This window comes from Flagellimonas sp. 2504JD4-2, assembly GCF_053642935.1.
In genome coordinates this window covers 531,003-557,326 of sequence record NZ_JBSIOV010000003.1, presented here as the reverse complement: position 1 = coordinate 557,326, position 26,324 = coordinate 531,003, and the positions used below count along the sequence as shown (strand labels likewise).

At 40.8% G+C, this 26,324-nt stretch carries 21 protein-coding genes and 1 tRNA gene; 10 read left to right on the top strand and 12 right to left on the bottom strand.

From position 1 onward, the window contains the following. Positions 1-23: 23 nt before the first annotated feature. The 7 genes from ACULLH_RS13815 to ACULLH_RS13785 all read right to left on the bottom strand — a co-directional run bounded on the left by ACULLH_RS13815 (position 24) and on the right by ACULLH_RS13785 (position 7,852). Positions 24-1,730: a sodium:solute symporter gene (locus tag ACULLH_RS13815; RefSeq protein WP_454089342.1), complete on the bottom strand. Its 1,707-nt coding sequence runs from the start codon at positions 1,728-1,730 to the stop codon at positions 24-26. Positions 1,731-1,840: 110 nt separating this feature from the next. Next, complete coding sequence (locus tag ACULLH_RS13810) at positions 1,841-4,372, bottom strand: PIG-L family deacetylase (RefSeq protein WP_454089341.1); 2,532 nt, start codon at positions 4,370-4,372, stop codon at positions 1,841-1,843. A gap of 100 nt (positions 4,373-4,472) precedes the next feature. Next, a complete protein-coding gene (locus ACULLH_RS13805; protein ID WP_454089340.1) occupies positions 4,473-5,420 on the bottom strand; it encodes a septum formation inhibitor Maf in 948 nt (315 codons plus the stop codon). Between the two features lie 35 nt (positions 5,421-5,455). Next, the gene (locus ACULLH_RS13800; protein ID WP_454089339.1) at positions 5,456-6,058 is read right to left on the bottom strand and encodes a Maf family nucleotide pyrophosphatase; all 603 of its coding nucleotides are present in this window, start codon (positions 6,056-6,058) and stop codon (positions 5,456-5,458) included. Further along, complete coding sequence (locus ACULLH_RS13795; RefSeq protein WP_454089338.1) at positions 6,051-6,578, bottom strand: KdsC family phosphatase; 528 nt, start codon at positions 6,576-6,578, stop codon at positions 6,051-6,053. The genes ACULLH_RS13800 and ACULLH_RS13795 overlap by 8 nt, the downstream gene beginning before the upstream one ends. After that, entirely contained in the window at positions 6,562-7,323 is a 762-nt protein-coding gene (locus ACULLH_RS13790; RefSeq protein WP_454089337.1) for a Rossmann-like and DUF2520 domain-containing protein, read from the bottom strand. Before ACULLH_RS13790 ends, ACULLH_RS13795 begins: the two co-directional genes overlap by 17 nt. Positions 7,324-7,480: 157 nt before the next feature. Continuing rightward, the gene (locus tag ACULLH_RS13785; protein WP_454089336.1) at positions 7,481-7,852 is read right to left on the bottom strand and encodes a hypothetical protein; all 372 of its coding nucleotides are present in this window, start codon (positions 7,850-7,852) and stop codon (positions 7,481-7,483) included. A gap of 99 nt (positions 7,853-7,951) precedes the next feature. On the opposite strand from ACULLH_RS13785, the gene ACULLH_RS13780 reads away from it, so the two are divergent. From ACULLH_RS13780 to bshB1, 6 genes are all read left to right on the top strand, one after another. Beyond that, positions 7,952-8,632 carry an RNA polymerase sigma factor gene (locus ACULLH_RS13780; protein ID WP_454089335.1) on the top strand — a complete coding sequence of 227 codons (681 nt, stop codon included), beginning with the start codon at positions 7,952-7,954 and terminating at the stop codon, positions 8,630-8,632. Positions 8,633-8,805: 173 nt separating this feature from the next. Then, a complete protein-coding gene (locus ACULLH_RS13775) occupies positions 8,806-10,131 on the top strand; it encodes a hypothetical protein (RefSeq protein ID WP_454089334.1) in 1,326 nt (441 codons plus the stop codon). Positions 10,132-10,372: 241 nt separating this feature from the next. Further along, positions 10,373-13,540 carry a cytochrome c biogenesis protein CcsA gene (gene ccsA / locus ACULLH_RS13770; RefSeq protein WP_454089333.1) on the top strand — a complete coding sequence of 1,056 codons (3,168 nt, stop codon included), beginning with the start codon at positions 10,373-10,375 and terminating at the stop codon, positions 13,538-13,540. A gap of 174 nt (positions 13,541-13,714) precedes the next feature. Next, positions 13,715-15,124 (top strand): MATE family efflux transporter, encoded by a 1,410-nt coding sequence (locus ACULLH_RS13765; protein WP_454089332.1) that lies wholly within the window; start codon positions 13,715-13,717, stop codon positions 15,122-15,124. A 36-nt stretch (positions 15,125-15,160) separates the two neighbouring features. Continuing rightward, complete coding sequence (locus tag ACULLH_RS13760) at positions 15,161-16,330, top strand: trans-sulfuration enzyme family protein (RefSeq protein WP_454089331.1); 1,170 nt, start codon at positions 15,161-15,163, stop codon at positions 16,328-16,330. Between the two features lies 1 nt (position 16,331). Further along, positions 16,332-17,054: a bacillithiol biosynthesis deacetylase BshB1 gene (gene bshB1 / locus ACULLH_RS13755; RefSeq protein ID WP_454089330.1), complete on the top strand. Its 723-nt coding sequence runs from the start codon at positions 16,332-16,334 to the stop codon at positions 17,052-17,054. Here the strand turns inward: bshB1 and ACULLH_RS13750 are convergent, their stop codons facing one another. Next, entirely contained in the window at positions 17,055-19,004 is a 1,950-nt protein-coding gene (locus tag ACULLH_RS13750) for a tetratricopeptide repeat-containing sensor histidine kinase (protein ID WP_454089329.1), read from the bottom strand. Between the two features lie 438 nt (positions 19,005-19,442). On the opposite strand from ACULLH_RS13750, the gene ACULLH_RS13745 reads away from it, so the two are divergent. Beyond that, positions 19,443-19,518 (top strand) — tRNA-His (locus ACULLH_RS13745). Positions 19,519-19,784: 266 nt separating this feature from the next. Here ACULLH_RS13745 and ACULLH_RS13740 read toward each other — a convergent pair. Together ACULLH_RS13740 and ACULLH_RS13735 are read right to left on the bottom strand one after the other, a co-directional pair. Next, on the bottom strand, positions 19,785-20,090 hold the full coding sequence (locus ACULLH_RS13740) for a hypothetical protein (RefSeq protein ID WP_454089328.1): 306 nt from the start codon (positions 20,088-20,090) through the stop codon (positions 19,785-19,787). A gap of 106 nt (positions 20,091-20,196) precedes the next feature. Then, positions 20,197-20,889 (bottom strand): hypothetical protein, encoded by a 693-nt coding sequence (locus ACULLH_RS13735; protein ID WP_454089327.1) that lies wholly within the window; start codon positions 20,887-20,889, stop codon positions 20,197-20,199. A 479-nt stretch (positions 20,890-21,368) separates the two neighbouring features. Between ACULLH_RS13735 and ACULLH_RS13730 the strand changes: the two genes are divergently transcribed. Next, the gene (locus ACULLH_RS13730; protein ID WP_454089326.1) at positions 21,369-21,533 is read left to right on the top strand and encodes a hypothetical protein; all 165 of its coding nucleotides are present in this window, start codon (positions 21,369-21,371) and stop codon (positions 21,531-21,533) included. A 268-nt stretch (positions 21,534-21,801) separates the two neighbouring features. On the opposite strand, the gene ACULLH_RS13725 is transcribed toward ACULLH_RS13730, so the two are convergent. Together ACULLH_RS13725 and ACULLH_RS13720 are read right to left on the bottom strand one after the other, a co-directional pair. Then, on the bottom strand, positions 21,802-23,361 hold the full coding sequence (locus ACULLH_RS13725; protein ID WP_454089325.1) for a M28 family peptidase: 1,560 nt from the start codon (positions 23,359-23,361) through the stop codon (positions 21,802-21,804). Between the two features lie 71 nt (positions 23,362-23,432). Next, positions 23,433-24,275: an AraC family transcriptional regulator gene (locus tag ACULLH_RS13720; RefSeq protein ID WP_454089324.1), complete on the bottom strand. Its 843-nt coding sequence runs from the start codon at positions 24,273-24,275 to the stop codon at positions 23,433-23,435. A 131-nt stretch (positions 24,276-24,406) separates the two neighbouring features. Here ACULLH_RS13720 and ACULLH_RS13715 point away from each other — a divergent pair, with 131 nt between their 5' ends. Together ACULLH_RS13715 and ACULLH_RS13710 are read left to right on the top strand one after the other, a co-directional pair. Beyond that, the gene (locus ACULLH_RS13715; RefSeq protein WP_454089629.1) at positions 24,407-25,312 is read left to right on the top strand and encodes a dihydrodipicolinate synthase family protein; all 906 of its coding nucleotides are present in this window, start codon (positions 24,407-24,409) and stop codon (positions 25,310-25,312) included. Continuing rightward, the gene (locus ACULLH_RS13710) at positions 25,313-26,323 is read left to right on the top strand and encodes a 4-hydroxyproline epimerase (protein ID WP_454089323.1); all 1,011 of its coding nucleotides are present in this window, start codon (positions 25,313-25,315) and stop codon (positions 26,321-26,323) included. Position 26,324 lies beyond the last annotated feature (1 nt).

Below are 26,324 nucleotides of genomic sequence, written 5' to 3'. Positions count from 1 at the left end.
ACCCGTGATCATCACGGGTTTTTTTATGCTTTTAATGGAGGTTTTCGCAAGAAACTATCAAAACTCTCAATCAGTATGGCAAGGAAAATAACCAATAGACATCCGAAGGCATTCAACCACAAATAGGACATCCAGTCCATATACCAACCGATTATCACTATTACCTGCGTTGCTAGAGCGGCTATGAATACTGCATTGCCCTTTACAAACTTGAAGAAAAAAGCCAAGAGAAAAATACCCAATACATTACCGTAAAATATTGAACCGATGATGTTCACCAACTGAATTAGGTTATCAAAAAGGTTGGCAACACAGGCTATGATAATGGCTATAACGCCCCATAGCAGAGTGAAACCCTTTGTCGCCAAAACATAGTGCTTTTCGTCTTTTTCCACTTTTAGATTTCTTTTGTATAGATCCAAGGCGGTGATGGTACCCAACGCGTTCAACTCGGAAGCAGTGGAGGACATTGCCGCTGATAGAATAACCGCCAAAAGCAATCCAATGAGACCTGCAGGCAGATTGGTCAGGATAAAATGAATAAAGACATAGTCCTTATCATTGGTCTCCACCGAATCATCAGCTTTTGTAATCAATGTTCTGGCCGTATCCCGGTTTGCTTTTTCTTTTTGATTGATTTTGGCGATATCCTGTTTGGCCTGTTGAATGGCATTGTATTCCTTTAATGCCAAGGCAGCGGAAAATGAGCTTTGTGCCATTTTCTTTTCTTGTTCCAGTTCCAGATGCCCTTGCTCCAATAACCTATAATCTCCAACATATTCGGATTCCATTACTGCCTGGGTGGCAGCTGGGTTAAAATTGAGGGGAGAAGGGTTATATTGATAAAAAACAAACACCATGGTCCCCACCAATAGGATGAAGAATTGCATCGGAATCTTAAAAACTCCATTGAAAATTAATCCCAATTGACTTTCCCGAATCGATTTTCCCGATAAATAACGCTGTACCTGGCTTTGGTCGGTACCAAAATAGGCCAAGGCCAAAAAGAAGCCACCGGTGATGCCACTCCAGAAGGTATATCTGTTGTTGGTATCAAAACTAAAATCCAATATTTGAAGTTTATCGTTGGCACCGGCAATCTTAAGTGCCTCGCCAAAAGAAACTCCTGTTGGAAGTGAACCCAGAATAAAAAAGAAAGCAAAGAACATGCCCACCATAATAATGAACATTTGCTGTTTTTGGGTTACGCTTACCGCTTTGGTGCCACCGGAAACCGTATAAATGATTACCAGAATACCGATTATGATGTTCAGTGTACGTAAATCCCATCCCAAAACGGCAGAGAGAATAATGGATGGGGCAAAAATCGTAATTCCGGCTGCCAAACCACGTTGAATCAGGAACAGTATAGCTGTCAAACTCCGGGTTTTAAGATCGAACCGTCCCTCCAACATTTCATACGCCGTAAAGACTTTGAGTTTTCTATAAATAGGAATAAAGACCAAACAGATAAAGATCATGGCCAAGGGCAATCCAAAGTAGAATTGCACAAAGCCCATACCGTCGTGAAATGCCTGTCCAGGGGTGGACAAAAAGGTGATGGCACTGGCCTGCGTAGCCATAACGGACAGACCAATGGTCCACCATTTGGCATCTTTACCGCCCATTACATAATCGGTTACATTTTTACTTCCTCGGGTTTTCCATACACCGAAGCCTACAATAAAGAGTAGCGTGCTACCCAGAACTATCCAATCTAATGCGCTCATTAAGCTATTAGTTATTTTGTGTCATAATGAAGTAGAAAATCAAGATATACAGGATATTCAGTAGGAGTACAACGCTGTATTCCTTCTTCCATTCCATCTTGTTATCCATATTATCCTTTGACATTGCTTTCCGATTTTACCTCACTCTTTCCTATGGAAAGCATGTTAGCGAAGAGTTTATAAGCCCCAGATACTCCAGCCGGTAATTCCCTGAAAAAACTCAAGCCAGTATAAATGTAGTGGCCATCACCGTAAGGGGCCACCAGCAAACTACCTTCGGTTTCGGATTCTCCGTCATCTGCCATGGAGAGTATTGGTGTAAATTCTGGTCCCCATTCTTTTGGAAAGTAAAGACCTCTCTCTTGCACCCATCCATCAAAATCGGACTCTTTGATCGTATTCGGAAAGTTAACTAGGGAATGATTATTGGCTACAATGCTGACCTTGGCTGTTTCATCGGTTACACGATCACGCGAAAGGGTAAGGTCGTACGGGGCAATATTCTCAAATTGCTTGCTCCAACGTCCCGCAGTATTGTATTGGACGATTAAATTCCCTCCTTTTTCAACATAATCGAAGATATGGGGTTGCTTAAATTTCAAGGCATCCACAACATTGTAGGCTCTGATACCTACAACGACAGCATCATATTTGTCCAATGAACCTGCTTGAATATCGTCGGGGTCAATGGTGTGCACTTGATATCCAATCTGCTTTAAACTTTCAGGTACTTTATCACCGGCTCCCATAATGTAACCGATATGTTCTCCGGATTTTTGGATATTCATTCGCACCACTTTAGCCTCTGATGGTAGCAAAACGGATTGCTTGGGAATATGGTCATACGCAATTTCAATCAGCTCCTTATCATAGGTTTTACCATCAATCTGAACCAAAGGAATAATTTTACCCTCGCTATCGCTAACCGGCGGGGTGACTTGAAAGGTTACCGATTGTTCTTGTCCCTTTTGCTCAATGGAAAATGGAATTCTTTCCGGTGAAATGGTCCAACCAGCAGGGTGTTTTAACGTTATTTCCCCTGACACATTGTTTTTTCCTGCTTTGACACTCACCAGTACATCTTTTGTTTCTGTATCGGAAAAAATCAAGACTTTTTCCGCAATAGAGGAGGTTACTGGTGGAAGCACTACAAAAGGTTCATGCAGTTCACCTTTTTCCGGTTTGGAATAACGACGAATAACGGGTCTTTCGAAACCAATTTCAACACCATCAAAACTTAGGACGAACCGGGCAGAAAATGCACTTGGTGTTTCTGCTTTGCCTATCATTTTTTGGTCATCCACATCGTACATTCCCAAACTCCAAGGGCTATTCAACCAATACGGGCCTGAATTCTGCGTCGTTTGTGATACTGTAAACTCCAATTCAAGGTTTTCCTTTTTATTGTTGGCCAGCACTTTGTTCGGACTCAAATTGTCATCAGTACCGATTACTTTAATTTCTTTTAAGGTGATGGGCTGCCCACTTCGGTTCAATGCTTCAATATTTATTTTGACATTACCTTCGGTGGTTGTTGAAGCAGTTGCGGAATTTGCTTCTAAATACAAGCCTGCACAATCCAAAATAATGGATTCCAATTCTTTTGATTTAAGCATTTTCCAATGCTCGTCCCCAACATTCTGAAGTAGCTGATATGCTTTTACCAATTCTGGGATATGCGCGGATGGATTGGAGAAATTGAAATTCTTTTCCACTTCATACAAGATGTCTCCGATGGCTTTTCCTCCTTGTATTCTTGACCAAGAAGTGTCTATGCCATCAAACAAATTATTGCCGGAAGGCAAATCTCCTTTCAGCAATTCAACATATTCGTCCTGGGAACCTCGGGTAGTAATGCGCCCAAAGCCTTGACAAAGGTGCTGGCTGCTTGCCATTGAAGCTATTTCGTTGTTGGAGAGTCCCAATTCGGGATAATAAACACCCACATCCAACTTGATCATATTGGATTTATCAGCTTTCTCGAAATTTTCACGGCTTCCATAAAACCACCATGATGTGTTAAAAAATATCCTTCTGGGCTTCCAGGTATCGATAAGCTGGAGTTGTTCCGGGTATGCTTTGGAATCATTGGCCAAATCAAAAGCTTCAACGCTCAGCATAGCTGATGAGGTGTGATGACCATGCGTGGTGCCAGGAGTCCTGTGATTAAAACGATTGATGATCACATCAGGTTTTAAGTTTCTAATCGCCCATACCACATCGCCCAAAACTTTGTCCTTGTCCCAAATTCGATGTGTCTCGGTTGGGTGCTTGGAGTAGCCAAAATCATTGGCACGGGTAAACCATTGTTCACCTCCGTCGACCCTTCTTGCTGCCAAGAGTTCCTGTGTCCGAAGGACTCCCAAAAGCTCTCTTAACTCCGAGCCTATCAGGTTTTGTCCTCCATCTCCTCTGGTCAACGACAGATATGCTGTTCTTGCCTTATCATGATTGGATAAGTACGAAATTAACCTTGTGTTTTCATCATCAGGATGGGCAGCTACATACAGCGCCGTCCCCAAAAAGTTCAGTTTTTGAAGATTGTGATGAATTTCGGTGGAAGAGGGTTTGTTCGGCCTTTGGGCAAAGGAATTTGAAACTACTGCAGTTAAAGTCAATACACTGACCCAAAAGTTTCGCATACAATTGTTTTTAGTGGTTGCTCCAAATATAGAAAGATTCGAACCACGCCCGATGTTATTTAGAACATCTTTAACAGGATGGATTTAGGACAAATCAGCGCTAGTTTAGCCCCAAACTGTCCCGTAGAACGACGTCTTCATTTCCATTCTGACCCCAATAAGCAGTGCTTATGGATTTTAGCTTCGTGGCCCGCGTTGTCAACACCTTCGCTTTTGGCCCAAAACCACTTTTAAATTCCTCGGTCCAGCTTTCAATGCTATAAGGAAATTCAGCTTTGAAATTTATGGTCAAGCTTCTTTCAAGAGCCGGATAGGTGATGGTATAGCTGCTAAGACCATCTTGGGTCGACAAACTGGCAATGGCATCGTATGCCTTAAGTTCTTTATGACGCAACCGTATATATTCCAATGAAGGAATCATTTTAAGGTTTCCAGTTGGGAGGTTCAATGGATTGATTCTAATCTTATTCCAGATTTCATTTTCCAAAACATCTTTTTCCAGGGATACGTTCTGATCTGCCTCACTTTCAAAATAGGAATGGGAAGTGAACTCAAACTGTCCCCTATTGTTGATTTGGGAATACATATGACCACACCATTCTTGCATTGACAAACTGGTTTTAATCGCATGCTGATTGTCATAAACCGGGTAAAATGTACTTCCCATAACGGAATAGGGATAAATACCGGTAAGATATTTTTTGGTTGCATTTAATTTTAGAACAGAAACATTTTCTGGATTGTTTCGGTCCGCTTTTACCTGTTTTTCTGGCAAAAAGGGTTCTGTGACATAGATCAAAACGGAATGTCCATCCCGAATCTGTCCATACCTCGCTTGTTCCAGTTTATATGACGTGATTTCAGCCTTTCCATTGTACCAGTACTTTTTGAAATCTTCAGAAAGTGGTTGTTTCGGTTTAATGGCCTTTGTGATAATAGGCTCATCGTTCATGGCCATTTCTTTATTGGAGGTCTTGCTTTTATCCGCACAGGAAGCAATCAACAAAAGCCCAATAGCGATCAATTCAATTTGGAAAAGCTTTTTCATGTCCTAAGAATTTGTATAAAGTTAAGCATACACGATTAGGAAACCATGTCTGTTAACGTTTTGTAAACTAAATGAGTGGGGAGTCCGACCACATTGGTATAGGAACCCTTTATTTCCGAGATGCCGATCATTCCAATCCATTCTTGGATACCATAGGCCCCTGCCTTGTCAAATGGCTTACATAGACCTATATAATGATTGATTTCCGCGTCGCTAAAATCCATGAATTTCACCCAAGTTGTGGCGCTCACAGTCTTTTGGGAAGTAGCAGTAGTAAAACACACCGATGTGATTACCTCGTGCCAGTCACCTGATAGCGTGCGAAGCATCTGATAAGCTTCATCGGCGTTGGAAGCCTTTGCCAGGGATTCGTTTTTGAACCAGACTACGGTATCTGAGGTAAGCACAATTTCGTCGGGTTGAAGTTCTTTTTTAAAAGGAGTCGCTTTTAGCTCTGCTAAAAACCTTGATATTTCCTCTCCCTTTAAATTTTCTGGATAAATTTCCTCGACGGATTTAGGACGAATCTCAAATTGAAGCCCCAAATCTTCGAGAAACTGTTTTCTTCGGGGAGAACCAGAGCCCAGAATAAGCTTATAGTCCTTTAATTTTTCTTGTAGCGGATTACTCTCAGTCATTTTTTGCACTGAAATTATCATTCCAGTCCCCACGTACCTTCAGTACTTGTTCTATGATATCCCTAACGCATCCATCACCGCCATTTTTATGGGAAACATAGTCGGAGATTGCCTTAACCTCTGCCACAGCATTCTGGGGCGATGTTGCTAGCGCTACCTTTTTCATGGGTGGAACGTCAGGAAGATCGTCACCCATGTAAAGCACATTTTTCGGGTCGATGTTATAAATGTCCAAGTACTCATCCAAAGGTTCTTCCTTATGATGCGCTCCCAAATAAATGTCTGTCACCCCGAGACCTTTCAGACGTTCCTTGACCCCAGGATTGGTTCCCCCAGAAATCACGCAAATATTATAGCCTTTTTGAAGAGCTGTTTTAACCGCGTATCCATCTTTGACGTTCATTTTCCGCAGCATTTCCCCATCCGTGGTCACCAACAATGAACCATCGGTAAACACACCATCTACATCAAAAACAAAGGTGGTAATTTCGCTAAGTAGTTCTTTATAGTTTTTCTTCATATGCTTTTTTTATGGCTTCGCTGAACAAGTTGTAAAGTTCGACATGTTTTTGATTATTCAGCAAACTTAGGTGACTTTTTATACTCGCTGTATCTCCTCTTCGAGCTGGCCCTGTTTGGGCTTCCAAAGGTGATATATCTTGGACTTTTTCGGCTGTTTCTTTTATCAAGGGTTTTAAGAGTGAGAAGGAAAGCCCTTCCTTTTGACAAATATTTTCGCCAATTTGGTATAAATGATTTGTAAAATTATTGACAAACACCGCGGCCAGATGAAGCTTTTTACGTTGTTGTGAATCAATTGCGTGGAAGTTGTCTGAAATTTGTTCTGCCAGGGATTTCAAGACATCAAAAGAGGATTTTTGAGTAGTTTCCAGACAGACAGGTATGTCCTTCCAATCCAAAGTTTTTCCTTTGGTAAACGTCTGAAGAGGGTAGAATACCCCTCTATTGGCAACGGGGATACAATCCATATTCATTGCCCCGGAAGTATGGACCACAATTCCTTTTTTCGACCCAATCAGTTGGGCTACTTCCCGTATGGCATCATCTTTTACGGCTATGATATACACATCCGCATCTTTGATTTTTGTGGAATCCGAACATACTGCTGTCCGCGATTCAAAGCGTTTAAGTTTTTCCGGATTTCTTCCATATACCTGCGCAATTTCGACCCGGGGCGCTTTAATAAAGGCATCAAAAAGATGTTGGGCCAAATTGCCTGTTCCAAGAAGGATAATGGAATACATGGTTCAAAAATAGCAACTCAAAACAAATGGTTAAAAGAAAAGCCACCTTATTTAAGGTGGCCGATATTGTTTCTTATTATGTTGAATAGACTTAGGCTTCCATTTACCAAGATGTTGATGTTTAAAAGATAAATGCTATGGTTGTATTGTTTAACTATTAAGACGATTCGGAGGTATACAATTTGGCTAAAGAAAATGCACCAACAGCCATGACCAAATCCCGAACGGCAACATCAATAAACTTGCCACTGAAAACCAGGACCAAGGCAATTGCAACCAACCAAGACATTACAACCAACGCTCCCAACTTGGGTTTTGTTAGTACAAGTATACCGGCTACAACCTCAATGACGCCCACGATTACCATAAACGTTCCAGCTTCCAGAGGAAGTATCTCCGACAACCCAGGGGAAACATACTGTCCCCAATCGGCCAATAGGTTGGTGAATTTGTCCAGTCCTGCCAAAATAGGAACTAAACCATAGGTAAACTTCAATACAGACTTTACCAATGCAATATTTGACTCCATAATTTTTAAGTTTTAACTTTAGATAGGTAAGGGGAAAAAAGGTTACAAAATTTTGTAACTATTTGTTGGATTTGATATCTAAAGGCAAAGCAACTAAATATGGAACCCATTCAACTTGGTAGTTTTAAGTACCATAAGCTTTCCGAATCGGAAATCATAAAGCGTATTCTTTCCGGGGAGCGGGAACTGTATGAGATACTCTTGAGGAGAAACAATCAAAAACTCTTTCGGGTAATCAGAAGTTATATTAAGGATGAATCGGAAGTAGAGGATATCATGCAGAATACATATTTAAAGGCATTCGAAAAGCTGTATCAATTTAAACAATCTTCCGCTTACGGAACATGGTTGATAAGGATAGGAATAAACGAGGTTTTGGCAAGGTTAAAAGAAAAAGACAGGGTTGTTCATCTTTACCAGCGACCTTCGGAAACAAAACAAAATACCATTTTAGAAATACCTGATAAGAATCAACTGAATCCCGAAAAGCGCATTATCAGAAACGAAGCAAAGCAACTTTTGGAAAATGCCATTGATGCCCTGGACATCAAATATCGAACAGTTTACATACTAAAAGAGATTGAGGAAATGTCCATCAACGAAATTTCTGACTGTTTGAACATTACCAAGGCCAATGTGAAAGTTCGCCTGCACAGAGCCAAGAATACGTTAAAGGAAAAGCTTTACGAATTGGCTGCAAGCAAAGAAGATGTATTTGGTTTTGGCTTTAACAGGTGCGACAACATAACCGAAAAAGTGATGGTCTCCATACTGTCCTAAACCCTATATAAGTTGATTGCGCAAAAACCTTGTGAATTTTGTAACCTTTTCTAAAGTTTCCTATCAAAAGATAGAAGTATAGTATGTTCCAAGCAATCAGATCCTGTTTGCTTATGATCTAGCTGCCCGGCATCTACGCCAGAAATATTTTGAACCTTAAACTTCTATCTGTTATGAAAACGAAAAAAATACTTGGCCCCTTCCTGCTTTTGTTGGTTTTGTTATTGTTTGCGAGATGTTTTAAAGGAGACGATGGCCCTGACATTCGAGAATTGATTATTCCGCCACCAATCCAATTGGATTTGAATCCCACGCTTGTCGCCGAGGGCAAAGAAATTTTCAGGTTTGACACTTTTGGCGATGAAGCCTTTTGGAGTGGAGTGCTTAAACTTGATAAAGCCGTTTTAGGAGAGAACAACGGAGGATTTGGTCCCGGGGTGAGCCCAAACACGGCCTTAGCTGTTGGACTAAAGGTTGATGTGGATGCATTGCCTCAGAGTGTTTTGGATGCAATTGCATCAGGGGATGTGGATTTGGATGATCCTGCAACAACAGCAGCTTTACTAAGTCTCAATGCGGTTGTGGGGGTCAAAGGAAACTTCGATGATGCTGGAAGTCTAACTTCAGTAGGAATTTCCTGTGCACTCTGCCATTCCACAGTTGATGACTCTTTTACTACTGGAATAGGGAAGCGACTTGATGGCTGGCCCAATCGGGATTTAAATGTCGGAGCCATTATCGGAATTACGGATAACGCTCCCCTAGCCGAATTGCTTGAGGTAGATGTTGCCACGCTGAATGTTGTATTGAATGCTTGGGGTCCTGGACGTTTTCCTGCGGCACTTTTATTGGATGGCAAAGCTACCAAACCTGATGGGTCCATTGCAGCTAATTTAATCCCTCCAGCACATGGACTACAAGGACTCGAGAAAGCAACATATACAGGATGGGGAGATATAACCTATTGGAATAGGTTTGTTGCCGTTTTGGAAATGGGAGGACAAGGTAACTTTGCAGACCCAAGATTGAACGACCCGGTCAAGTTTCCAATAGCAGTTAAAAGAGGAGCGTTCGACGTCATGGTGGAGGAGGACCTGGTTGGCCCAAAATTGGAAGCTCTTCGTGAATATCAATTATCTCTTTTGGCTCCTGAACCGGATGACGGCGGTTTTGAGGTTAAAGCGGCCATACGCGGCAGAAAAATTTTCGAACACAAGGCAAAATGTGCGGGTTGCCACCCGGCTCCCGTTTTTAGCGATGATGAGCTTCATTCACCGGAAGAAATTGGAATCGATGGCTTCGAGGCGGATAGATCACCTACAGGAAAATATCGCACACCTCCACTTCGAGGCCTTTTTGCAAAATCCAAAGGTGGATTTTATCATGATGGCAGATTCACGGATTTGGATGATGTGATAGACCACTATAATGACCATTTTAATCTTCGTATGAACGGTAGACAAAAAAGTGATTTAAAGGCATATTTGAACGCATTGTAACTTGATAATAGCACTATGAACTAGAAAGTAATAGAATCTTCAAATTGTTCCTTATAGGAGTGTTTAGACATCGGGCGCGGAACTCTTATTAGGGACATTTTTTTTAGTTTCATAAATGTTGACAAAACTGTAACATGAATATCCTTACAGTTTTGGATCAGCTGACAAATGGGTTTCATGTTTATATGGATTTTAACCATTTAGTAGCTACCTTTGTGGCCTTTTACTTAGACTCCCGATTATGCTGGAAAAACTTTCCAAAACACTGTTCTCAACACGATTAATGGCCATTCTTTTTTTGATTTTCGCTACTGCAATGGCCTTTGGAACTTTTGTGGAAAGTTGGTACAGCACCGAAACAGCGCGGATTTATATCTACAATGCCACCTGGTTCGAGGTCATCATGGTTTTTTTTATGATAAACTTTATCGGAAATATTTTCCGATATAAGCTACTGAGCTGGAAGAAATGGCCCGTGCTCGTCCTTCACCTTTCATGGATATTGATTATCGTCGGAGCATTCGTTACGCGCTACATCAGTTATGAGGGGATTATGCCCATACGGGAGGGAAATGTAGAAAACCGCTTTTTTTCTGATAAAACCTATTTGACCGCTTTTGTTGATGGTCAAATCAATGGTGAAACTAAGCGCAAAGTTTTAGAAGATGACCTGATAGTTACTGCTGAGGGGAAACGTTCAAGTCTTCCATGGAATTCCGATTTCAATGGTCAACCCTTTACCATTTCCTATGTAGGTTTTATTGATGGGGCAGAGGAGGGGCTAATTCCCGATGAGAATGGCAAGGAATACCTCAAAATTGTTGAAGCAGGCGACGGGCAAAGGCATGAGCATTTTCTGGAAAACGGGACCGTAGCCAGCATTCACAATGTATTGTTTTCATTGAACAAAGAGACATCAGGTGCTATTAATATCTTCTCGGATGGAGGTAATTATCAAATAAAGACGCCTTTTGCAGGTGCTTTTATGCGCATGGCGGACCAGTTTCAGGGGCAGGTGGTTAACGACAGTCTTCAACCCTTGCAGCTGAGGTCATTGTATACTATGGCAGGAATGCAGTTTGTGATTCCGGAACCCATGCTAAAGGGAAGTTATGGTGTTGTCAAGGTACCGGAAAACGAAATTACCGAAGCTACCCAAGACGCGCTGGTGGTTTCCATTTCGGTCAATGGCGAAACCTTTGAACAAAAATTGTTAGGAGGAAAAGGATCTTCCAATTTTTCAAATAAAATTAATGTCGGGGGATTGGCCTTTTCGCTGAGCTATGGCTCCAAGGTGTATGAGCTCCCATTTGCAATTCGATTGAATGATTTTATTGCTGAAAAATATCCGGGGACGGAAACAGGCTACGCCTCGTTCATGAGTAAGATTACCGTCGATGACAAGCGTCCTTTCGATTACGATATATATATGAACCATGTTTTGGATCATCAGGGATATCGATTTTTTCAATCGAGTTTTCATCCAGATGAGAAAGGAACAATTCTATCTGTAAACCATGATTTCTGGGGAACATGGATAACCTATATTGGTTATTTCCTGCTCTATATTGGTTTAATGGGGATTATGTTCTTTGGAAAGACCAGGTTCAGGGATTTACAACAAGCTCTTGAAAAAGTAAAGGTCAAGAAAGCGGCATTGACCCTTTTGATTTTTATGGTATCCAGTCTAGGTTTCGCACAAGAAGATTCGGAGGAAGGCCATGAGCATTCGAATTTACCTTCAAAAGCACAGGTAGATTCCATTATTATGTCAAGTGTGGTGGATGAGGGCCATGCCGAGAGATTTGGAGCCTTGGTAATTCAGGATGAAGGAGGCCGTATGAAACCTATCCACACCTTTGCATCTGAGGTTTTACGAAAGTTAAGTGGACAAAGTACCTACAACGGATTGACCGCCAATCAGGTGTTCTTGTCCATGATGATGAATCCTGGGGTTTGGTACAATACCGAGGTCATCAAATTGGCCAAAAGAGAAAATGACAGTATAAGAAAGATTATTGATGTTCCTAAAGGAACAAAATATGTGAAGGCCACTGACTTTTTTGATTCAAAAGGCAATTTTAAGCTTGCACCTTATGTAGAAAAGGCAACCTCTACCACCAATCCATCCAATTTTGAAAAGGATTTTAAAAAGGTCTTTGAACGATTGAATTTGTTGGACATTGCCCTTAGCGGACAGATTGTAAAGATATTTCCGTTACTGAATGATGAAAACAACAAATGGATTTCGGCCATAGAATATCGGTCCGGTCAATACCAGGTTTCAGACTCGTTGTACTCCAATTTCATTAAAAATGCAATGCCCTATTATCTGGGTACTTTGAGAACCTCCATTGCATCGAACGATTATTCCGAACCTGATAAGTTGTTGGAGGCCTTCAAACAAAACCAAAAGAATCATGGCGCGGAGGTTTTACCCGATGAGAAAAAGATAAAAGCCGAGATTCTGTACAACAAACTGGATGTTTTCAACAGATTGTATCAGTATTACGCTCTTGTTGGAATATTGCTATTTGTTATCTTGATTCTTCAGATTTTCAAAGAACGGGAAACCCTCAAGGCCGCGGCCTATCTGTTAAAAGGCACCATTGTATTGTTTTTTATTTGGCACACGGCGGGACTGATTATGCGTTGGTATATCTCAGGGCATGCTCCGTGGAGCGATGCCTATGAAAGTATTCTCTACGTCTCATGGGCTACACTGGGAATTGGACTGGCATTGGGAAGAAAGAGTGAACTTACAATTGCAGCAAGTGCCTTTGTTACATCAATGTTACTCTGGATTGCACATCAAAGCTGGGTCGACCCTTCAATCTCCAATTTGGTTCCGGTTTTGGATAGCTATTGGCTTATGATTCACGTTGCGGTAATTGTAGGGAGTTATGGACCATTGACCGTGGGAATGATACTTGGCGTGGTCTCTTTGTTGTTGATTGTTTTGACCACGGAAAAGAATAAAGCCCGAATGGAACTCAACCTAAGGGAGTTGATAATTATTAACGAACTGGCTCTTACCGCAGGATTGGTAATGCTTACTATAGGTAACTTTTTAGGAGGACAATGGGCCAATGAAAGTTGGGGAAGATATTGGGGCTGGGACCCGAAAGAGACCTGGGCCTTGATCTCGATTATGATCTACGCTTTTGTATTGCACATGCGTTTGGTACCGGGGTTACGGGGAAAATGGACGTTTAGTTTTGCCAGTATTATTGCTTTCGCCAGTATCATGATGACCTATTTTGGGGTCAATTTTTATTTAGTGGGATTACATAGCTATGCCAGTGGAGACCAAGTAATCACACCCTCTTTCGTTTGGTATACGGTACTTGGAGTGTTTATATTGGGAGGGGTAAGCCTTTGGAGATACCGCGTCAATTATGTTAAATAATTGAGGGAAACGTTTTCAACTTCAAAAAAAAATCCCATATTTGCGCCATCATGAAGTTATAGAATTATGTACGCTATAGATGTCACCATGGGCTTTAAGCCCAAAATGTAACCGAAAGAACCTCTTTCGGAATCGTGACATTTTCACTCTTTTCTTACACATAATTCTTTAATAATGACAAATTCAAATACATTTTCTTTAAAAAAATTCTTTAAATATTTCTGGATAGCTGTTACCGGAAAGGAAACCGAATTTACTTCTGGCAGTATTCGCAAGGCTATTTTCATGCTTTCCATTCCTATGATTTTGGAAATGCTGATGGAATCCATTTTTGCGCTGGTGGACATTGCTTATGTCTCTCAAGTTAGCGTGAATGCCGTTGCAACCATTGGTTTAACGGAATCGGTAATTACGCTGATTTATGCCTTGGCCATCGGTTTAAGTATGGCTGCCACCGCAGTTGTTGCCCGACGGATAGGCGAAAAAGATGTTCAAGGTGCGCGGGTCGCCGCGGTGCAAGCTATAGGTTTGGGAGTTTTGATTTCCATTGTCCTTGGTATTGTGGGCATATTGTTTTCCAAGGAAATTCTGGCCTTAATGGGAGGGGAGCCCGATCTTATTGAAGAGGGGTATGGATATACCAAACTCTTGATCGGGGGCAACATCACCATTATGTTGTTGTTTTTGATCAATGCCATATTCCGTGGGGCAGGTGATGCTTCAATTGCCATGTGGACTTTGGTGCTCTCCAATGGATTGAACATAATCCTTGATCCAATTTTCATTTTCGGATGGGGACCAATTCCAGAATATGGTGTAATGGGAGCGGCAATTGCGACCAACATTGGCCGGGGTACCGCCGTATTGTTTCAGCTGGGTATCTTGTTTTTCGGTTGGAGCAAGATAAAACTTGTGGCGAAGGATATTGTGGTGAATATGGGAGTGATGATGAATCTTATCAAGGTTTCGTTAGGTGGAATCGCCCAGTTTTTAATTGGAACTTCCAGTTGGGTCTTCTTAATGCGGATCATGTCCGAATTTGGAAGCGAAGTGTTGGCAGGATATACCATTGCCATTAGGGTTATGATGTTCACCTTGATGCCATCATGGGGTATGAGCAATGCTGCGGCAACCTTGGTAGGTCAGAATCTTGGTGCACAAAAACCTGATAGAGCTGAAATTTCCGTTTGGAAAACAGGAAAGTACAATGCCTATTTCATGGGAGTGGTTTCTTTGATCTATCTGTTCTTTGCCAAAACCATCGTCACATGGTTTAATAGCACTCCTAGTGTTGTTGAAAATGGAGCACTTTGCTTACAAATTATAGCAGCGGGCTACGTGTTCTATGCCTATGGAATGGTAGTTTCCCAAGCTTTTAATGGAGCAGGGGATACAAGGACACCAACCAAGATCAACTTTATCTCATTTTGGTTGTTCCAATTACCGGTTGCCTATATTTCTGCCTTGATTTTAGGCTGGGGGGCCATGGGAGTGTTTATTGCCATTACCACAGCAGAAGTGCTGCTGGCAATAATAGCTATTGTATGGTTCAAAAAAGGAAATTGGAAGCGTGTTCAAGTATAGGTGGTTTCGTATCTTTAGCTTTAAAAATTTGGCATAATGAGCGAGACCAAAAAAGGAATGAACACCATCTGTACCCACTTCGGCAGCGTTGAGGATACCAAATTCAAGGGAGCGGTTTCTCCTTTGTATATGAGTTCCTCCTACGCCTTTGAAAATGTGGATGCAAAGCGTTACCCGAGATACTTCAACACGCCCAATCAAGAAGCATTGTGCAAAAAAATAGCAGCCTTGGAGCATTCCGAGGCTGCTCTAATTTTTAGCAGTGGAATGGCTGCTATCAGCACCGCTTTGATGACCTTTCTAAAGGCGGGAGATCATGTTGTTCTCCAGCAAACCTTATATGGAGGGACCTATAATTTTGCAGTTACCCAATTTGAAAGGTTTGGAATTTCGTATACTTTCACCAATGGTTGGAATGTTGAGGATTTTGAAAAGGAAATCAAAGACAACACAAAGGTAATCTACATAGAAACTCCTTCAAATCCCTTGCTGACCATTACGGATTTACAGGGGATTTCAGACCTGGCAAAAAAACATGGAATCATATCCATAATAGATAACACTTTTGCAAGTCCGGTTAACCAAAACCCAGCAGATTTTGGCATAGACGTTATTTGTCATAGTGCTACCAAGTACATGGGTGGACATTCGGATATGTGCGCAGGATCGGTTTCTGCATCCCAGGAACTTATAGATAGAATTTACGCCACTGCCATCTGTTTTGGAGGCAGTTTAAGTGACTATACGGTGTGGCTGTTGGAGCGCAGTATGAAGACCATGGGCATTCGTGTAAAAGCTCAAAATGCAAATGCCATGGGAATGGCAAAATACCTCTCCTCGAATATTGATGTTGAAAATGTATATTACCCTGGACTTGAAACCCACCCGGATCACAAATTGGCGAAGTCGCAGATGAGAGGTTTTGGTGGAATGTTGTCGTTTGAATTAAATTCTGAAATCGATATATCGGAATTTTTCAAACAACTAAAACTTATAAAACCCTCGATGAGTTTGGCAGGACTGGAGAGTACGGTAATTTCCCCTGTAAAGACATCGCATGCCTTGATGAGTCCTGAGGATCGGGAAAAGCAAGGCATAAAAGATGGTTTGATAAGATTTTCGTTAGGAATTGAGGAAATAGAAGACTTAATCGAAGATTTGGAACAAGCCATAGCCAAGGTAAAATCCATAGCATTACCCATATAATATGAAATTAGACATTTTAGTGTTTGGCGCCCATCCCGATGATGCTGAGTTAGGTGCGGGTGGTACCATTGCCAAAGAAGTTTCTCGAGGAAAAAAAGTTGGTATAATTGATTTGACCCGAGGTGAGTTGGGTACTCGGGGCTCCGCAGAAATTCGGGACAAGGAAGCTGCTCATGCTGCCAAAATTCTTGGTGTTTCGGTACGGGAAAATATGGAATTTGCAGATGGATTTTTTGTGAACGATAAGGAGCACCAACTGGAAATCATCAAAATTATTAGGAAATATAGACCGGAAATAGTCTTGTGCAATGCCATTGACGATCGGCATATTGATCATGCCAAAGGCAGTGAATTGGTAAGTGACGCCTGTTTCTTGAGTGGTTTGGTCAAAATTGATACCAAGATGGATGGGGATGATACGTGGCAAGATGCATGGCGCCCCAAGGTGGTGTATCATTTTATACAATGGAAAAACTTGGAGCCTGACTTTGTGATGGACGTCTCAGGATTCATTGACAAAAAAACTGAGGCTATCCTAGCCTATAGCTCACAATTTTATGACCCAAAGAGCAATGAGCCGGAAACGCCAATAAGCAGCAAGAACTTTATTGACAGTGTAATATATAGGGCTAGGGATCTAGGCAGATTGACAGGTGTTGAACATGCCGAAGGATTCACGGTCGAACGTTATGTCGCTGTGGATAATCTGGATGACCTGATATAACTAGCTGGCCTGCTGATATTTTTTCTCAGCTTTTGGAACAGTAAAAAAGAAGGTAGTTCCCTTACGGAGCACACTTTCTACCCATATCTCACCTTTGTTTTTGATGATCATTTCCTTACACAGGGAAAGACCTAAGCCGGTTCCACGTTCATTATTGGTGCCGTAGGTGGTGATATTGGTGGTGTCCTCAAAGATCTTTTTCTGAATCTCTTTGTTCATGCCAATTCCAGTATCTCGAATCATTACCTGCCACATGTTTCGCTTTTCTTCAGCTTCGATGGTAATAAGTCCGTTGTCGGGAGTGAATTTTATGGCATTGCTCAATAGGTTTCTTACCACAATATCGATATGATGTTGATCAGCCCAAATCTGGGGATTTTCTGGCATTTGGTTCATGATCTTTATAGTCTTACTTGCAGCAACTTCAGAAAGCAATTTTACATTGGCGCTTACAATTTTATCCAAAGAGATGCGCTTTGGTTTTGTGGCCACGCCATTGAGCTGTGTTTGACCCCACGAAAGCAAATTGTTTAACGCAAAGGAAATATTTTCTACATCCGATTTCAATTTTGGAATGAAGGACAAGAACTCGTCCTTTCCTATTTCTCCATCGGTGAACAGTTTCAATATGCCTTGTAATGCACCAATAGGTCCTCGAAGGTCATGACCAATAATGGAGAAAAGTTTGGTTTTGGTCCTATTGATTTCGTTTAATTGCTCTTCCCTTTCACTTACAACTACGGACTTCTCCTTTAATTCCCTATTCAATCTTTTTAGCGTTTTCTCATTGCGTCGAACAACTAAAATAATGACACTTAGTATCAGTAAGATGATTACGGCAAAGTAGATATAGTTTCGTTGCTTGGCCAGGGCTACTTGGTTCGCAGCGATAAGCTCTTTTTTCTCTTGCTGGTATTCCATCTTGGTTTCCAAAAGAGCAAGACTCTGTTTGTTTTTATCCTTGAAAAGGGAGTCGGACAGTTTTTTGAAGGATTCCAAATAGTTAAGGGCCCCGACATTGTCCTCTCCTTTTTTATGGAGCTTATATAAGGTTTCGGAACAATCTATCTGACCTTGGATGGAATTGATTTTTTTGGATAATCGCAAACCCTCATTGGCATATGCCATGGATAGGCTATCCCGCCCCAAGCCTAGATATACTTTTGCCATACCGTTCATCAACTGAATTTTTTCCCTATCATCCTGAAGATGTTCCTTATGGAGCATATCACTCTGGTCGTACCAATATAAAGCCCATTGGTATTTCTTTTGTTCTAGATAAATACTGCCCTTTACTTCGTAAGCATATGCCAACCAATCATAGACTTTATATTTTTCAAAGGTTGTAATACTCTTGTTGATATTGAACATGGCGTATTCAAAGTTCCGGGCATCCTTGTATAACGAAGCCATGTTACTTTGGGTCTCAGCATGGATTACCTCATTCCCCAATTCGCGGTTCACCGCTTGTACGGTATCATAAAATACAAGCGCATTTTTAAAATCTTTTTGGTCGGAGTATAGCGTGGCAATATTTTCATTTAGGATCGACAACATATTTTTGTTGTCTGTTTTTTTGGCAATATCAATAGCCTTGAGATATAAATTCAGAGCTTCGGCATAATTACCTTCATAGCTGTGCACATGGGCAAGTCCATTGATAACATTAAGTTCTGCATCCTGGTTACCATTTTCACGGGAAAGTTCCAGGGCCTTTTTAAAGAAGCGCATGGATTTTTTTCCATTTCCTTGGTCGGAATAATAATTTCCCAACGCTTCAAGAGCATTAATCTTACCATAATCATAGTTTACTGCCTCACTTAGTTTGAGTGCTCGATTTGAAATCGATAATAAGCTATCGTTATTGACATAGCGATATGAGAAAGCAAGGTTAACCAGTAATTTAATGTGGGTAGTATCCTTTGGATTGAATCGATTTGTCGATTCCAAGTGCTTCAGTTTAAATATTAAACTGTCTTTTTTGTTTTGTTGGGCGTGAAATGCAAAAACGCAGAAAAGCACGCAGCAAAACATAGGGAGTTTTGCACGAAAACGGTTAAGTTTTACGATAGTTGTCAGAGACATAAGGCCATAATATCTGTATAGTAAAAATAAATTCTGAACGACTGTTTGGAAATTAATTGTTGTGAACACTCAAAAATTGTGTGTTTTAGCTGTTAAAATGGGTATTTTAACGAGGAAATGCCCATAATTAGCATAGTCGCGTTGAAATTTTGACTTTGACTTCCAAGATGAAAATCATTGGGTACTGCATCCTTTTGGGTTAAGTTTCATGATGATATGTTCCTTTTGAATTTTTATTTGGGGTAAAACCCAAATTCTTTTGATTGAATTAAGAAAAAAAGGTATTTTTGCCTCCGCTTAAATGGTGGTTGTAGCTCAGCTGGTTAGAGCGCTGGATTGTGGTTCCAGAGGTCGCCGGTTCGAACCCGGTCTTCCACCCAAGATAACCCTTCGTTTCTGGAGGGTTTTTTTATGCACCGATTTTAGATAGATATCGAATTAGGGTGAGAAGCCTGTCCTGAGCTTGTCGAAGGGAACCCGGTCTTCCACCCAAAATAACCCTTCGTTTTTGGAGGTTTTTTTATGCATTGATTTTGGACAGCTATAAAATTAGGGTGAGAAGCCTGTCCTGAGCTTGTCGAAGGGAACCCGGTCTTCCACCCAAGATAACCCTTCGTTTTTGGAGGTTTTTTTTATGCACTGATTTTATAGACCTATTCTTTTTTTCTCCCGCTCGGAATGAAATATTCCCCTCGAAAATTTACCGGCCAAGACTGCCAGTCTTCGTTTACTGAACTTGGAATTGCTTTGGGTGCTTAAATAATGGTACCGGTTATTGTGATAAAAACAGAACAGCGCCCAGAAACCTTGATTCAGTTCTTGGGAATGTATCATCACTGTTCCAAGATTACTAAAATAAAAACCTTGCTGATAGACAAGGGTTTGGTACTCAACAACTTCAATATCGGCATATGGACTTTTGTGTGGAATTGAAAATTTAGATTTTATCATGGCTTCTTTAGATTAATTCGCTGCCAGAATTAACCTGAAGTATGGGGGATATAAGGGAGTAATTTAACTTATTTCATTATGAATTGAACACACATACCATGAAGTTTTATGGATTGATGGACTTGTAATGCTCTTTCAGACTTTTGTCAAGTTTATCCATGATGATTTTTCGTTCCAGTTTTAGCCTTGCTAGTATCTCCTGTTTTTGTTCTGGACTGACATTATGGTTATTAAGGGATTCCAGCATGTTGGCATTTTTGAGTAGTCCAAATACATGCGTATTCCTTATTTCAACCAGGAAATTGGCAATCATATTCCTCAACTCCTTTATACCTGTAATTTCACGGGAAATGAACATGAGGAACATCACAAACACAATTGTGGTCGGGATGCTGATTAGCATGGCAAAAGCAATTTCGATACTATCCGTCCAATAAGGTTTGTCGGTAAAAATCCAACTCAAAAAGAAAAAGGCCAATAACAGCATTAACACGGCAACAAAACGGAACAGTTTTTTGGATTGGGATTTTTTAGGATGAAACACAGTGGATATCCACATAAGCGAACCGAAGGAAAGAAAGGATAATTCCGTTCCAAAACTGTATAAAAAAGCTGACAACCACCTGAAACTTATGAAATTACCTTCCAGGTCGTTATCTCCAATAAAGCCCAAGTATAACAGTTTCCCGGCAACGGCACTGATAATAAATAGGCTAATTGTTAGTACCTGGAGCTTTAATTTTAGATTTGTCAGGTGATTGGATTTCAATATCTGTGACGAGCGAACTTTCTTCTTCATCTGTGGATAAAACTGAGCAGGAAACTGTAAAAGCACAGATTCCGATTAACAATAAAATTTTGAATACTAAATTTTTCATGATAAGTAAGTTTAAGGGTTTAAAGCCTGCAAACTAACTTATACTGACGCAGTTGATAATAGTTGAGGAAGTACTTATCAACAATTTTCGTCTTAATCTGAATGGCAATATACATAAGGGGTTTGACTTTTGAATGCATAAAATCCTTATAAATATTGTGGTTTTTCTTGTTAACAAAATCTTAAAATTTTACCCTTCAAAATCCTGGTTACCACCATTGTCGATGTACTAAGATGCCCAAATACTCAAACAGAACTAACCAAAATGCCCTGGTTTTTTGGTCTGGATTTTCGATGTATTTTCTTTCAGTCAAAAATTGAAAACAAGGTTTTGTAAATCGTATTTAGCTGTACATCAATTGAATATACATGAATGACACCTGAAAAACTAAGTTTACAGCATGATTGTTTTTTGGACTGTAGTTGTTCTTGCGAATCTTGCCTTCATTTATCTTCTATCCAGATTGATTAAAATGATCAGCGCATCCTCAGTTTTTAGAATCAAATTGAAGGAGAATCAAGAGTTTGCCGAATTCATGGACGGGGTTGACAAATATTTTGACTAGTAACCTGCTCGAAGAATATGAATCGATTGACATGAAGCGGCAAAAGCAGCTATACCGGAGACAATTTAAAATCTAAAAACCTTGAATATGATGTTAGACTATTTGATTTTTCCGGTGATTTTGATAATCTATGTACTACAAGTGTACTTTGACGACTTTATAGGTAGGAACGGTAGGTTTTAAATTACCTCCAGCAAAGCTTTCAAATTTTAACTCGGTTTCTGAAATTAAACCCACCAAAAATACCCTTTGCTTTAACCTAAATGAGTTATTTGGCAGCCTTGTCCACAACCACCTTGTTCTCTCTGTTGGCCACTTCCCAGGCTGTGTAAAAAACCAGTCGAGTTCTATTTTCCAATAAGTCATAATTTATCTTGTCTGGAGTATCTCCCGGACGGTGATAATCGGCATGCGTGCCATTAAAATAGAAAATTATGGGAATGTTGTTTTTGGCAAAATTGTAGTGATCGCTTCGGTAGTAAAAACGGTTGGGATCGTTTTCATCATTGTACTTATAATCCAATTCAATATTGGTATACTTTGCATTTACCGCTTCCGATAGATTATGTAATTCCGTACTCAACTTATCGGAACCTATGAGGTAGATATAGTTGCGGTCTCCGGTTCTTTTTGGGTCGATCCTGCCGATCATATCAATATTCAAATTGGCCACAGTTTGGGAAAGCGGAAGAATAGGATCAAAGTCGGTGTAATAACGTGAACCCAATAATCCCTTTTCCTCACCGGTAACGTGCAAAAATACAATAGAACGTTTGGGCCCTTTTCCTTCATTGGCTGCCGATTTAAATGCTTCGGCAATTTCGAGTAGCGCGACACTTCCAGATCCATCATCATCCGCACCATTGTTTATGTCACCGTTTGCTGAAACGCCTATATGATCCAAGTGGGAAGAGATTACCACATATTCGTCCGGCTTCTCACTTCCTTTTATTATGGCCACTACATTTTCGGAATCGACTTGATCGTTCGCACTTTTCACGTTCAAAGCGATATCCGTGCTTAGGCTCTTTGGAGCACTATCCTCTTCAATATTCGCTTTTAAAGCGGTGGCGGAATTCTGGTTCAACAAAATTAGAAAGCCGCTATTGTCTTCTTGTTTTAAGGACATTTTCCCGCTTCCGTTGTTTTTCATAAACTCAAAATACCCCTTAAATCTTGAAAAGTTCTTTTCATCATAATACAAAACCCCACTGGCCCCTTTGTTCTTTGCCAATTCGGTTTTTTTGCCAATACCTTCCGACATATTGCTCCAAACCGATTTTTCAGCTGTTCCCGATACAACATAGGTACCATCGGTATTTACAGGTTCACCAGCTTTGATCAGCACCAATTTTCCAGCGACATCCAATCCTTTGTAATCGGAATATTGAGGCTCTTCGATACCATATCCCACGTAAACAATTTGGTTGAAATTTCCGTTGGCAGCTGTGAAGGTTAGCACATCATTTCCCAATTCAAACACCTTACCATTAATAGCAATGTTCCCTTCTGGAACCTTTGCAACTTCAAGGGGTACTTTTTGAAAGTAGTCGCCATCAGATTTTGCCGCTGGGATATTCAATGCTTCATACGCTGCTTTTAGGTAGGCAATGGCTTTTTTCTGTCCAGCTGTTCCGGTTTCCCTGCCCTCAAACTCGTCCGAAGCATAAATGTAAAGATGCTCTTTGAGTTCATCCTGGGTAATGGTTTCAGCATAGGTTACTGGATTCGTGGGAATACTCGGTATTTCTGTCTTTTTATCAACAGTTTTTTGAGCGGAATTGCAAGACACAGCCAAAACTGCAACCAACAGCAGTACTTTTTTCATTTTTGTTTGTTTATCGGATAATTCGCCAAAAATAAGAAACAAAAGTTATCCAGTGTTTTGACAAGAACAATTTAACTCAATGATTGGATGTATCTCGATGGATTAACTCCTTTTATTTCCTTGAACTTTCTATTGAAGTTTGAAATAGAGTTGAATCCCGACAAATTCGCAACCTCCAAAACAGAAAGGTCCTTATTGTGGAACAACAACTGGGAGGCGTGTTCTACCCTAACTTCTATTAAAAATTTAAAGAAGGTTTTGTTGGTACGCTGTTTAAAGAAACGGCAAAATGCATTAGGGGTCATATGGGCCAAGTCGGAAACAGTTTCCAGCGCTATTTTTTGATTGAAATTTTGCATCACAAAATCGAAAACCGACCGTAATCTTTCGCCGTGGTCATCTGAAATCTCCTTAGGATAGGTAAAATTGGAAAGCTTGGTCTTTTGTTTTTCACTCAGTTTTTTTAGCAACTGCATGAGTGTCATGAATCTTGAAAAATGGTCCATGGATATCACGGATTTCATAATTTCTGGGATGGACTCTTCTGGGGAGCTTAACTTGAAACCCGATTCAGCATACTGGAAAAAACTTTTGAGTCCGTCCATCTCCCTGCGTTCAAAAAAGGTATCGCCAAACGAGGTCTCCGTAAAGAAAACTGAGATCATAAAAGAATCCTTGTCACTCTCAGTGCTTTTGAACAAATGGGGGAGTCCGCTGCCTATCACAAAAAAATCACCATCCTTATAAGAGTGCACGGTTCCGCCAACAATCAGTTTTCCTTGCCCTGCTACCACTAGGCTTAATTGGATTTCTTCATGTTGATGTAGTTTGTCAAAAAACACCGGACCCTTATCGCACTGGACAATGATATTCTCACCTGGCTTTTTGGGTATTTTAAACGCATATACCTTCATGTGATGTAAAATTATCTAAAATAATTAATTTTAGCCCTATCATAAGATAATATAGTATCATGAATGGATAATTTAACGTGATATAGGCCAGAACAGATGCGCTACTTTTGGAACAAAATAATTTAACTATGATGTCATTTGAATGGAAGGGTGTAATGCCTGCCGTTACCACAAAGTTCACCAATGAGGACACATTGGATTTGGAAATGTTCGCTACCAATATCAATGCCCAACTCGATGCTGGAGTAAGCGGAATTATACTGGGAGGGACGCTCGGGGAAGCCAGCACTTTGGATGAGGATGAAAAACGGATTTTGATAGAACATACGGTGAGTTTGGTAGCAGGAAAAGTTCCTGTGGTCATGAATATTGCAGAGCAATCCACAAGAGGAGCGATTCAGGCAGCTGAAAATGCTGAAAAGCATGGCGCAAGTGGACTTATGATGCTTCCGCCGATGCGTTACAAATCGACCGATTATGAAACAATGACCTACTTTGAGGCAGTGGCAAAAAGTACTTCATTACCTATTATGGTGTACAACAATCCTGTAGACTATAAGATTGAAGTTACCTTGGATATGTTCGAGGAATTGTTGAAGAATGATAACATACAGGCAGTAAAAGAATCCACTAGGGATATTACCAACATTACAAGGATAAGAAATACATTTGGAGACCGACTTAAGATTTTAGGTGGCGTGGATACTTTGGCCATGGAAAGTCTTTTGATGGGAGCCGATGGATGGGTGGCAGGATTGGTTTGTGCGTTTCCAAGGGAGACCGTAGCCATTTACAAATTGGTCAAAGCTGGAAGGATAGAAGAAGCAACAGAGATTTATCGTTGGTTTATGCCCCTATTGGAATTGGACATCAACCCACAATTGGTTCAAAATATAAAATTGGCCGAAGTTGCCACCGGAATAGGAACGGAGACCGTAAGGGCCCCTAGATTACCCCTTGTGGGAGAGGAGCGCAAAAGAGTATTATCAATTATTGATGAAGGTGTAAAAACAAGACCAGAAATTCCCACTTTATAAATGAGTGTACATACCTTTAAGTGCATAGATGCCCATACCTGTGGAAATCCTGTAAGACTTGTTGTTGAAGGTGGTCCCCAATTGGAGGGGAGTACCATGGAGGAAAAAAGACAACATTTTTTAAAGGAATATGACTGGATTCGGACTGGCTTGATGTTCGAGCCTCGAGGGCATGATATGATGAGTGGAAGTATACTGTTCCCCCCACATGATCCCGAGAATGATGTTGCCGTGCTATTTATTGAAACCAGTGGTTGCTTACCTATGTGTGGTCATGGTACCATTGGTACGATTACTATGGCTATGGAAGAAGGATTGATCAAGCCTAAAGTACCTGGTAAAATTCGCATGGAAGCTCCTGCCGGTTTGGTTGAAATTGAATACCATCAACCGGATAAAAAGGTAGAATGGGTCAAGCTTACCAATGTAAAGAGCTATCTGGCAGCTGACGGATTGATTGTTGATTCATCTGTCTTGGGAGAATTGGTATTTGATGTCGCCTTTGGAGGTAATTTTTATGCTATCGTTGACCCGCAGCAGAATTTTTCCGGGATCCAGGATTTTACCGCAAGCGAATTGATTGGGTATTCAAGGGAAATTCGAAAGAAAATCAACAAAAAATATCCCACACTTTTCGTTCACCCTGAAAATTCGAACATCAATCATGTATCCCATATTCTATGGACCGGAGACCCAATCCATACAGGCTCTTCTGGAAGAAATGCGGTGTTCTACGGAGATAAGGCGATAGACCGTTCCCCTTGCGGCACAGGGACTTCCGCGCGCATGGCGCAACTCCATGCGAAGGGGAAGTTAAAATTAAGCGAAGAATACGTGCATGAAAGCTATATAGGTTCTAAATTTGTTGGAAAGGTGGAGCAAGAGACCTTTTTGGAAGGTAAAAAGGCGATTGTTCCAAGTGTGCAGGGATGGGCAAAAATCTACGGCAGAAATACAATTACAATTGACACCGAAGATGATCCCTACGCACATGGCTTCCAAGTAATATAGG

Coding starts and splice junctions, on each gene's coding strand:
- ACULLH_RS13725 (WP_454089325.1), bottom strand. CDS start 23,361: ATGAAAAAAGTACTGCTGTTGGTTGCAGTTTTGGCTGTGTCTTGCAAT.
- ACULLH_RS13785 (WP_454089336.1), bottom strand. CDS start 7,852: ATGGAGTCAAATATTGCATTGGTAAAGTCTGTATTGAAGTTTACCTAT.
- ACULLH_RS13735 (WP_454089327.1), bottom strand. CDS start 20,889: ATGAAGAAGAAAGTTCGCTCGTCACAGATATTGAAATCCAATCACCTG.
- ccsA (WP_454089333.1), top strand. CDS start 10,373: ATGCTGGAAAAACTTTCCAAAACACTGTTCTCAACACGATTAATGGCC.
- ACULLH_RS13720 (WP_454089324.1), bottom strand. CDS start 24,275: ATGAAGGTATATGCGTTTAAAATACCCAAAAAGCCAGGTGAGAATATC.
- ACULLH_RS13795 (WP_454089338.1), bottom strand. CDS start 6,578: ATGAAGAAAAACTATAAAGAACTACTTAGCGAAATTACCACCTTTGTT.
- ACULLH_RS13800 (WP_454089339.1), bottom strand. CDS start 6,058: ATGACTGAGAGTAATCCGCTACAAGAAAAATTAAAGGACTATAAGCTT.
- bshB1 (WP_454089330.1), top strand. CDS start 16,332: ATGAAATTAGACATTTTAGTGTTTGGCGCCCATCCCGATGATGCTGAG.
- ACULLH_RS13810 (WP_454089341.1), bottom strand. CDS start 4,372: ATGCGAAACTTTTGGGTCAGTGTATTGACTTTAACTGCAGTAGTTTCA.
- ACULLH_RS13730 (WP_454089326.1), top strand. CDS start 21,369: ATGATTGTTTTTTGGACTGTAGTTGTTCTTGCGAATCTTGCCTTCATT.
- ACULLH_RS13760 (WP_454089331.1), top strand. CDS start 15,161: ATGAGCGAGACCAAAAAAGGAATGAACACCATCTGTACCCACTTCGGC.
- ACULLH_RS13715 (WP_454089629.1), top strand. CDS start 24,407: ATGTCATTTGAATGGAAGGGTGTAATGCCTGCCGTTACCACAAAGTTC.
- ACULLH_RS13790 (WP_454089337.1), bottom strand. CDS start 7,323: ATGTATTCCATTATCCTTCTTGGAACAGGCAATTTGGCCCAACATCTT.
- ACULLH_RS13780 (WP_454089335.1), top strand. CDS start 7,952: ATGGAACCCATTCAACTTGGTAGTTTTAAGTACCATAAGCTTTCCGAA.
- ACULLH_RS13765 (WP_454089332.1), top strand. CDS start 13,715: ATGACAAATTCAAATACATTTTCTTTAAAAAAATTCTTTAAATATTTC.
- ACULLH_RS13815 (WP_454089342.1), bottom strand. CDS start 1,730: ATGAGCGCATTAGATTGGATAGTTCTGGGTAGCACGCTACTCTTTATT.
- ACULLH_RS13805 (WP_454089340.1), bottom strand. CDS start 5,420: ATGAAAAAGCTTTTCCAAATTGAATTGATCGCTATTGGGCTTTTGTTG.
- ACULLH_RS13775 (WP_454089334.1), top strand. CDS start 8,806: ATGAAAACGAAAAAAATACTTGGCCCCTTCCTGCTTTTGTTGGTTTTG.
- ACULLH_RS13740 (WP_454089328.1), bottom strand. CDS start 20,090: ATGATAAAATCTAAATTTTCAATTCCACACAAAAGTCCATATGCCGAT.
- ACULLH_RS13710 (WP_454089323.1), top strand. CDS start 25,313: ATGAGTGTACATACCTTTAAGTGCATAGATGCCCATACCTGTGGAAAT.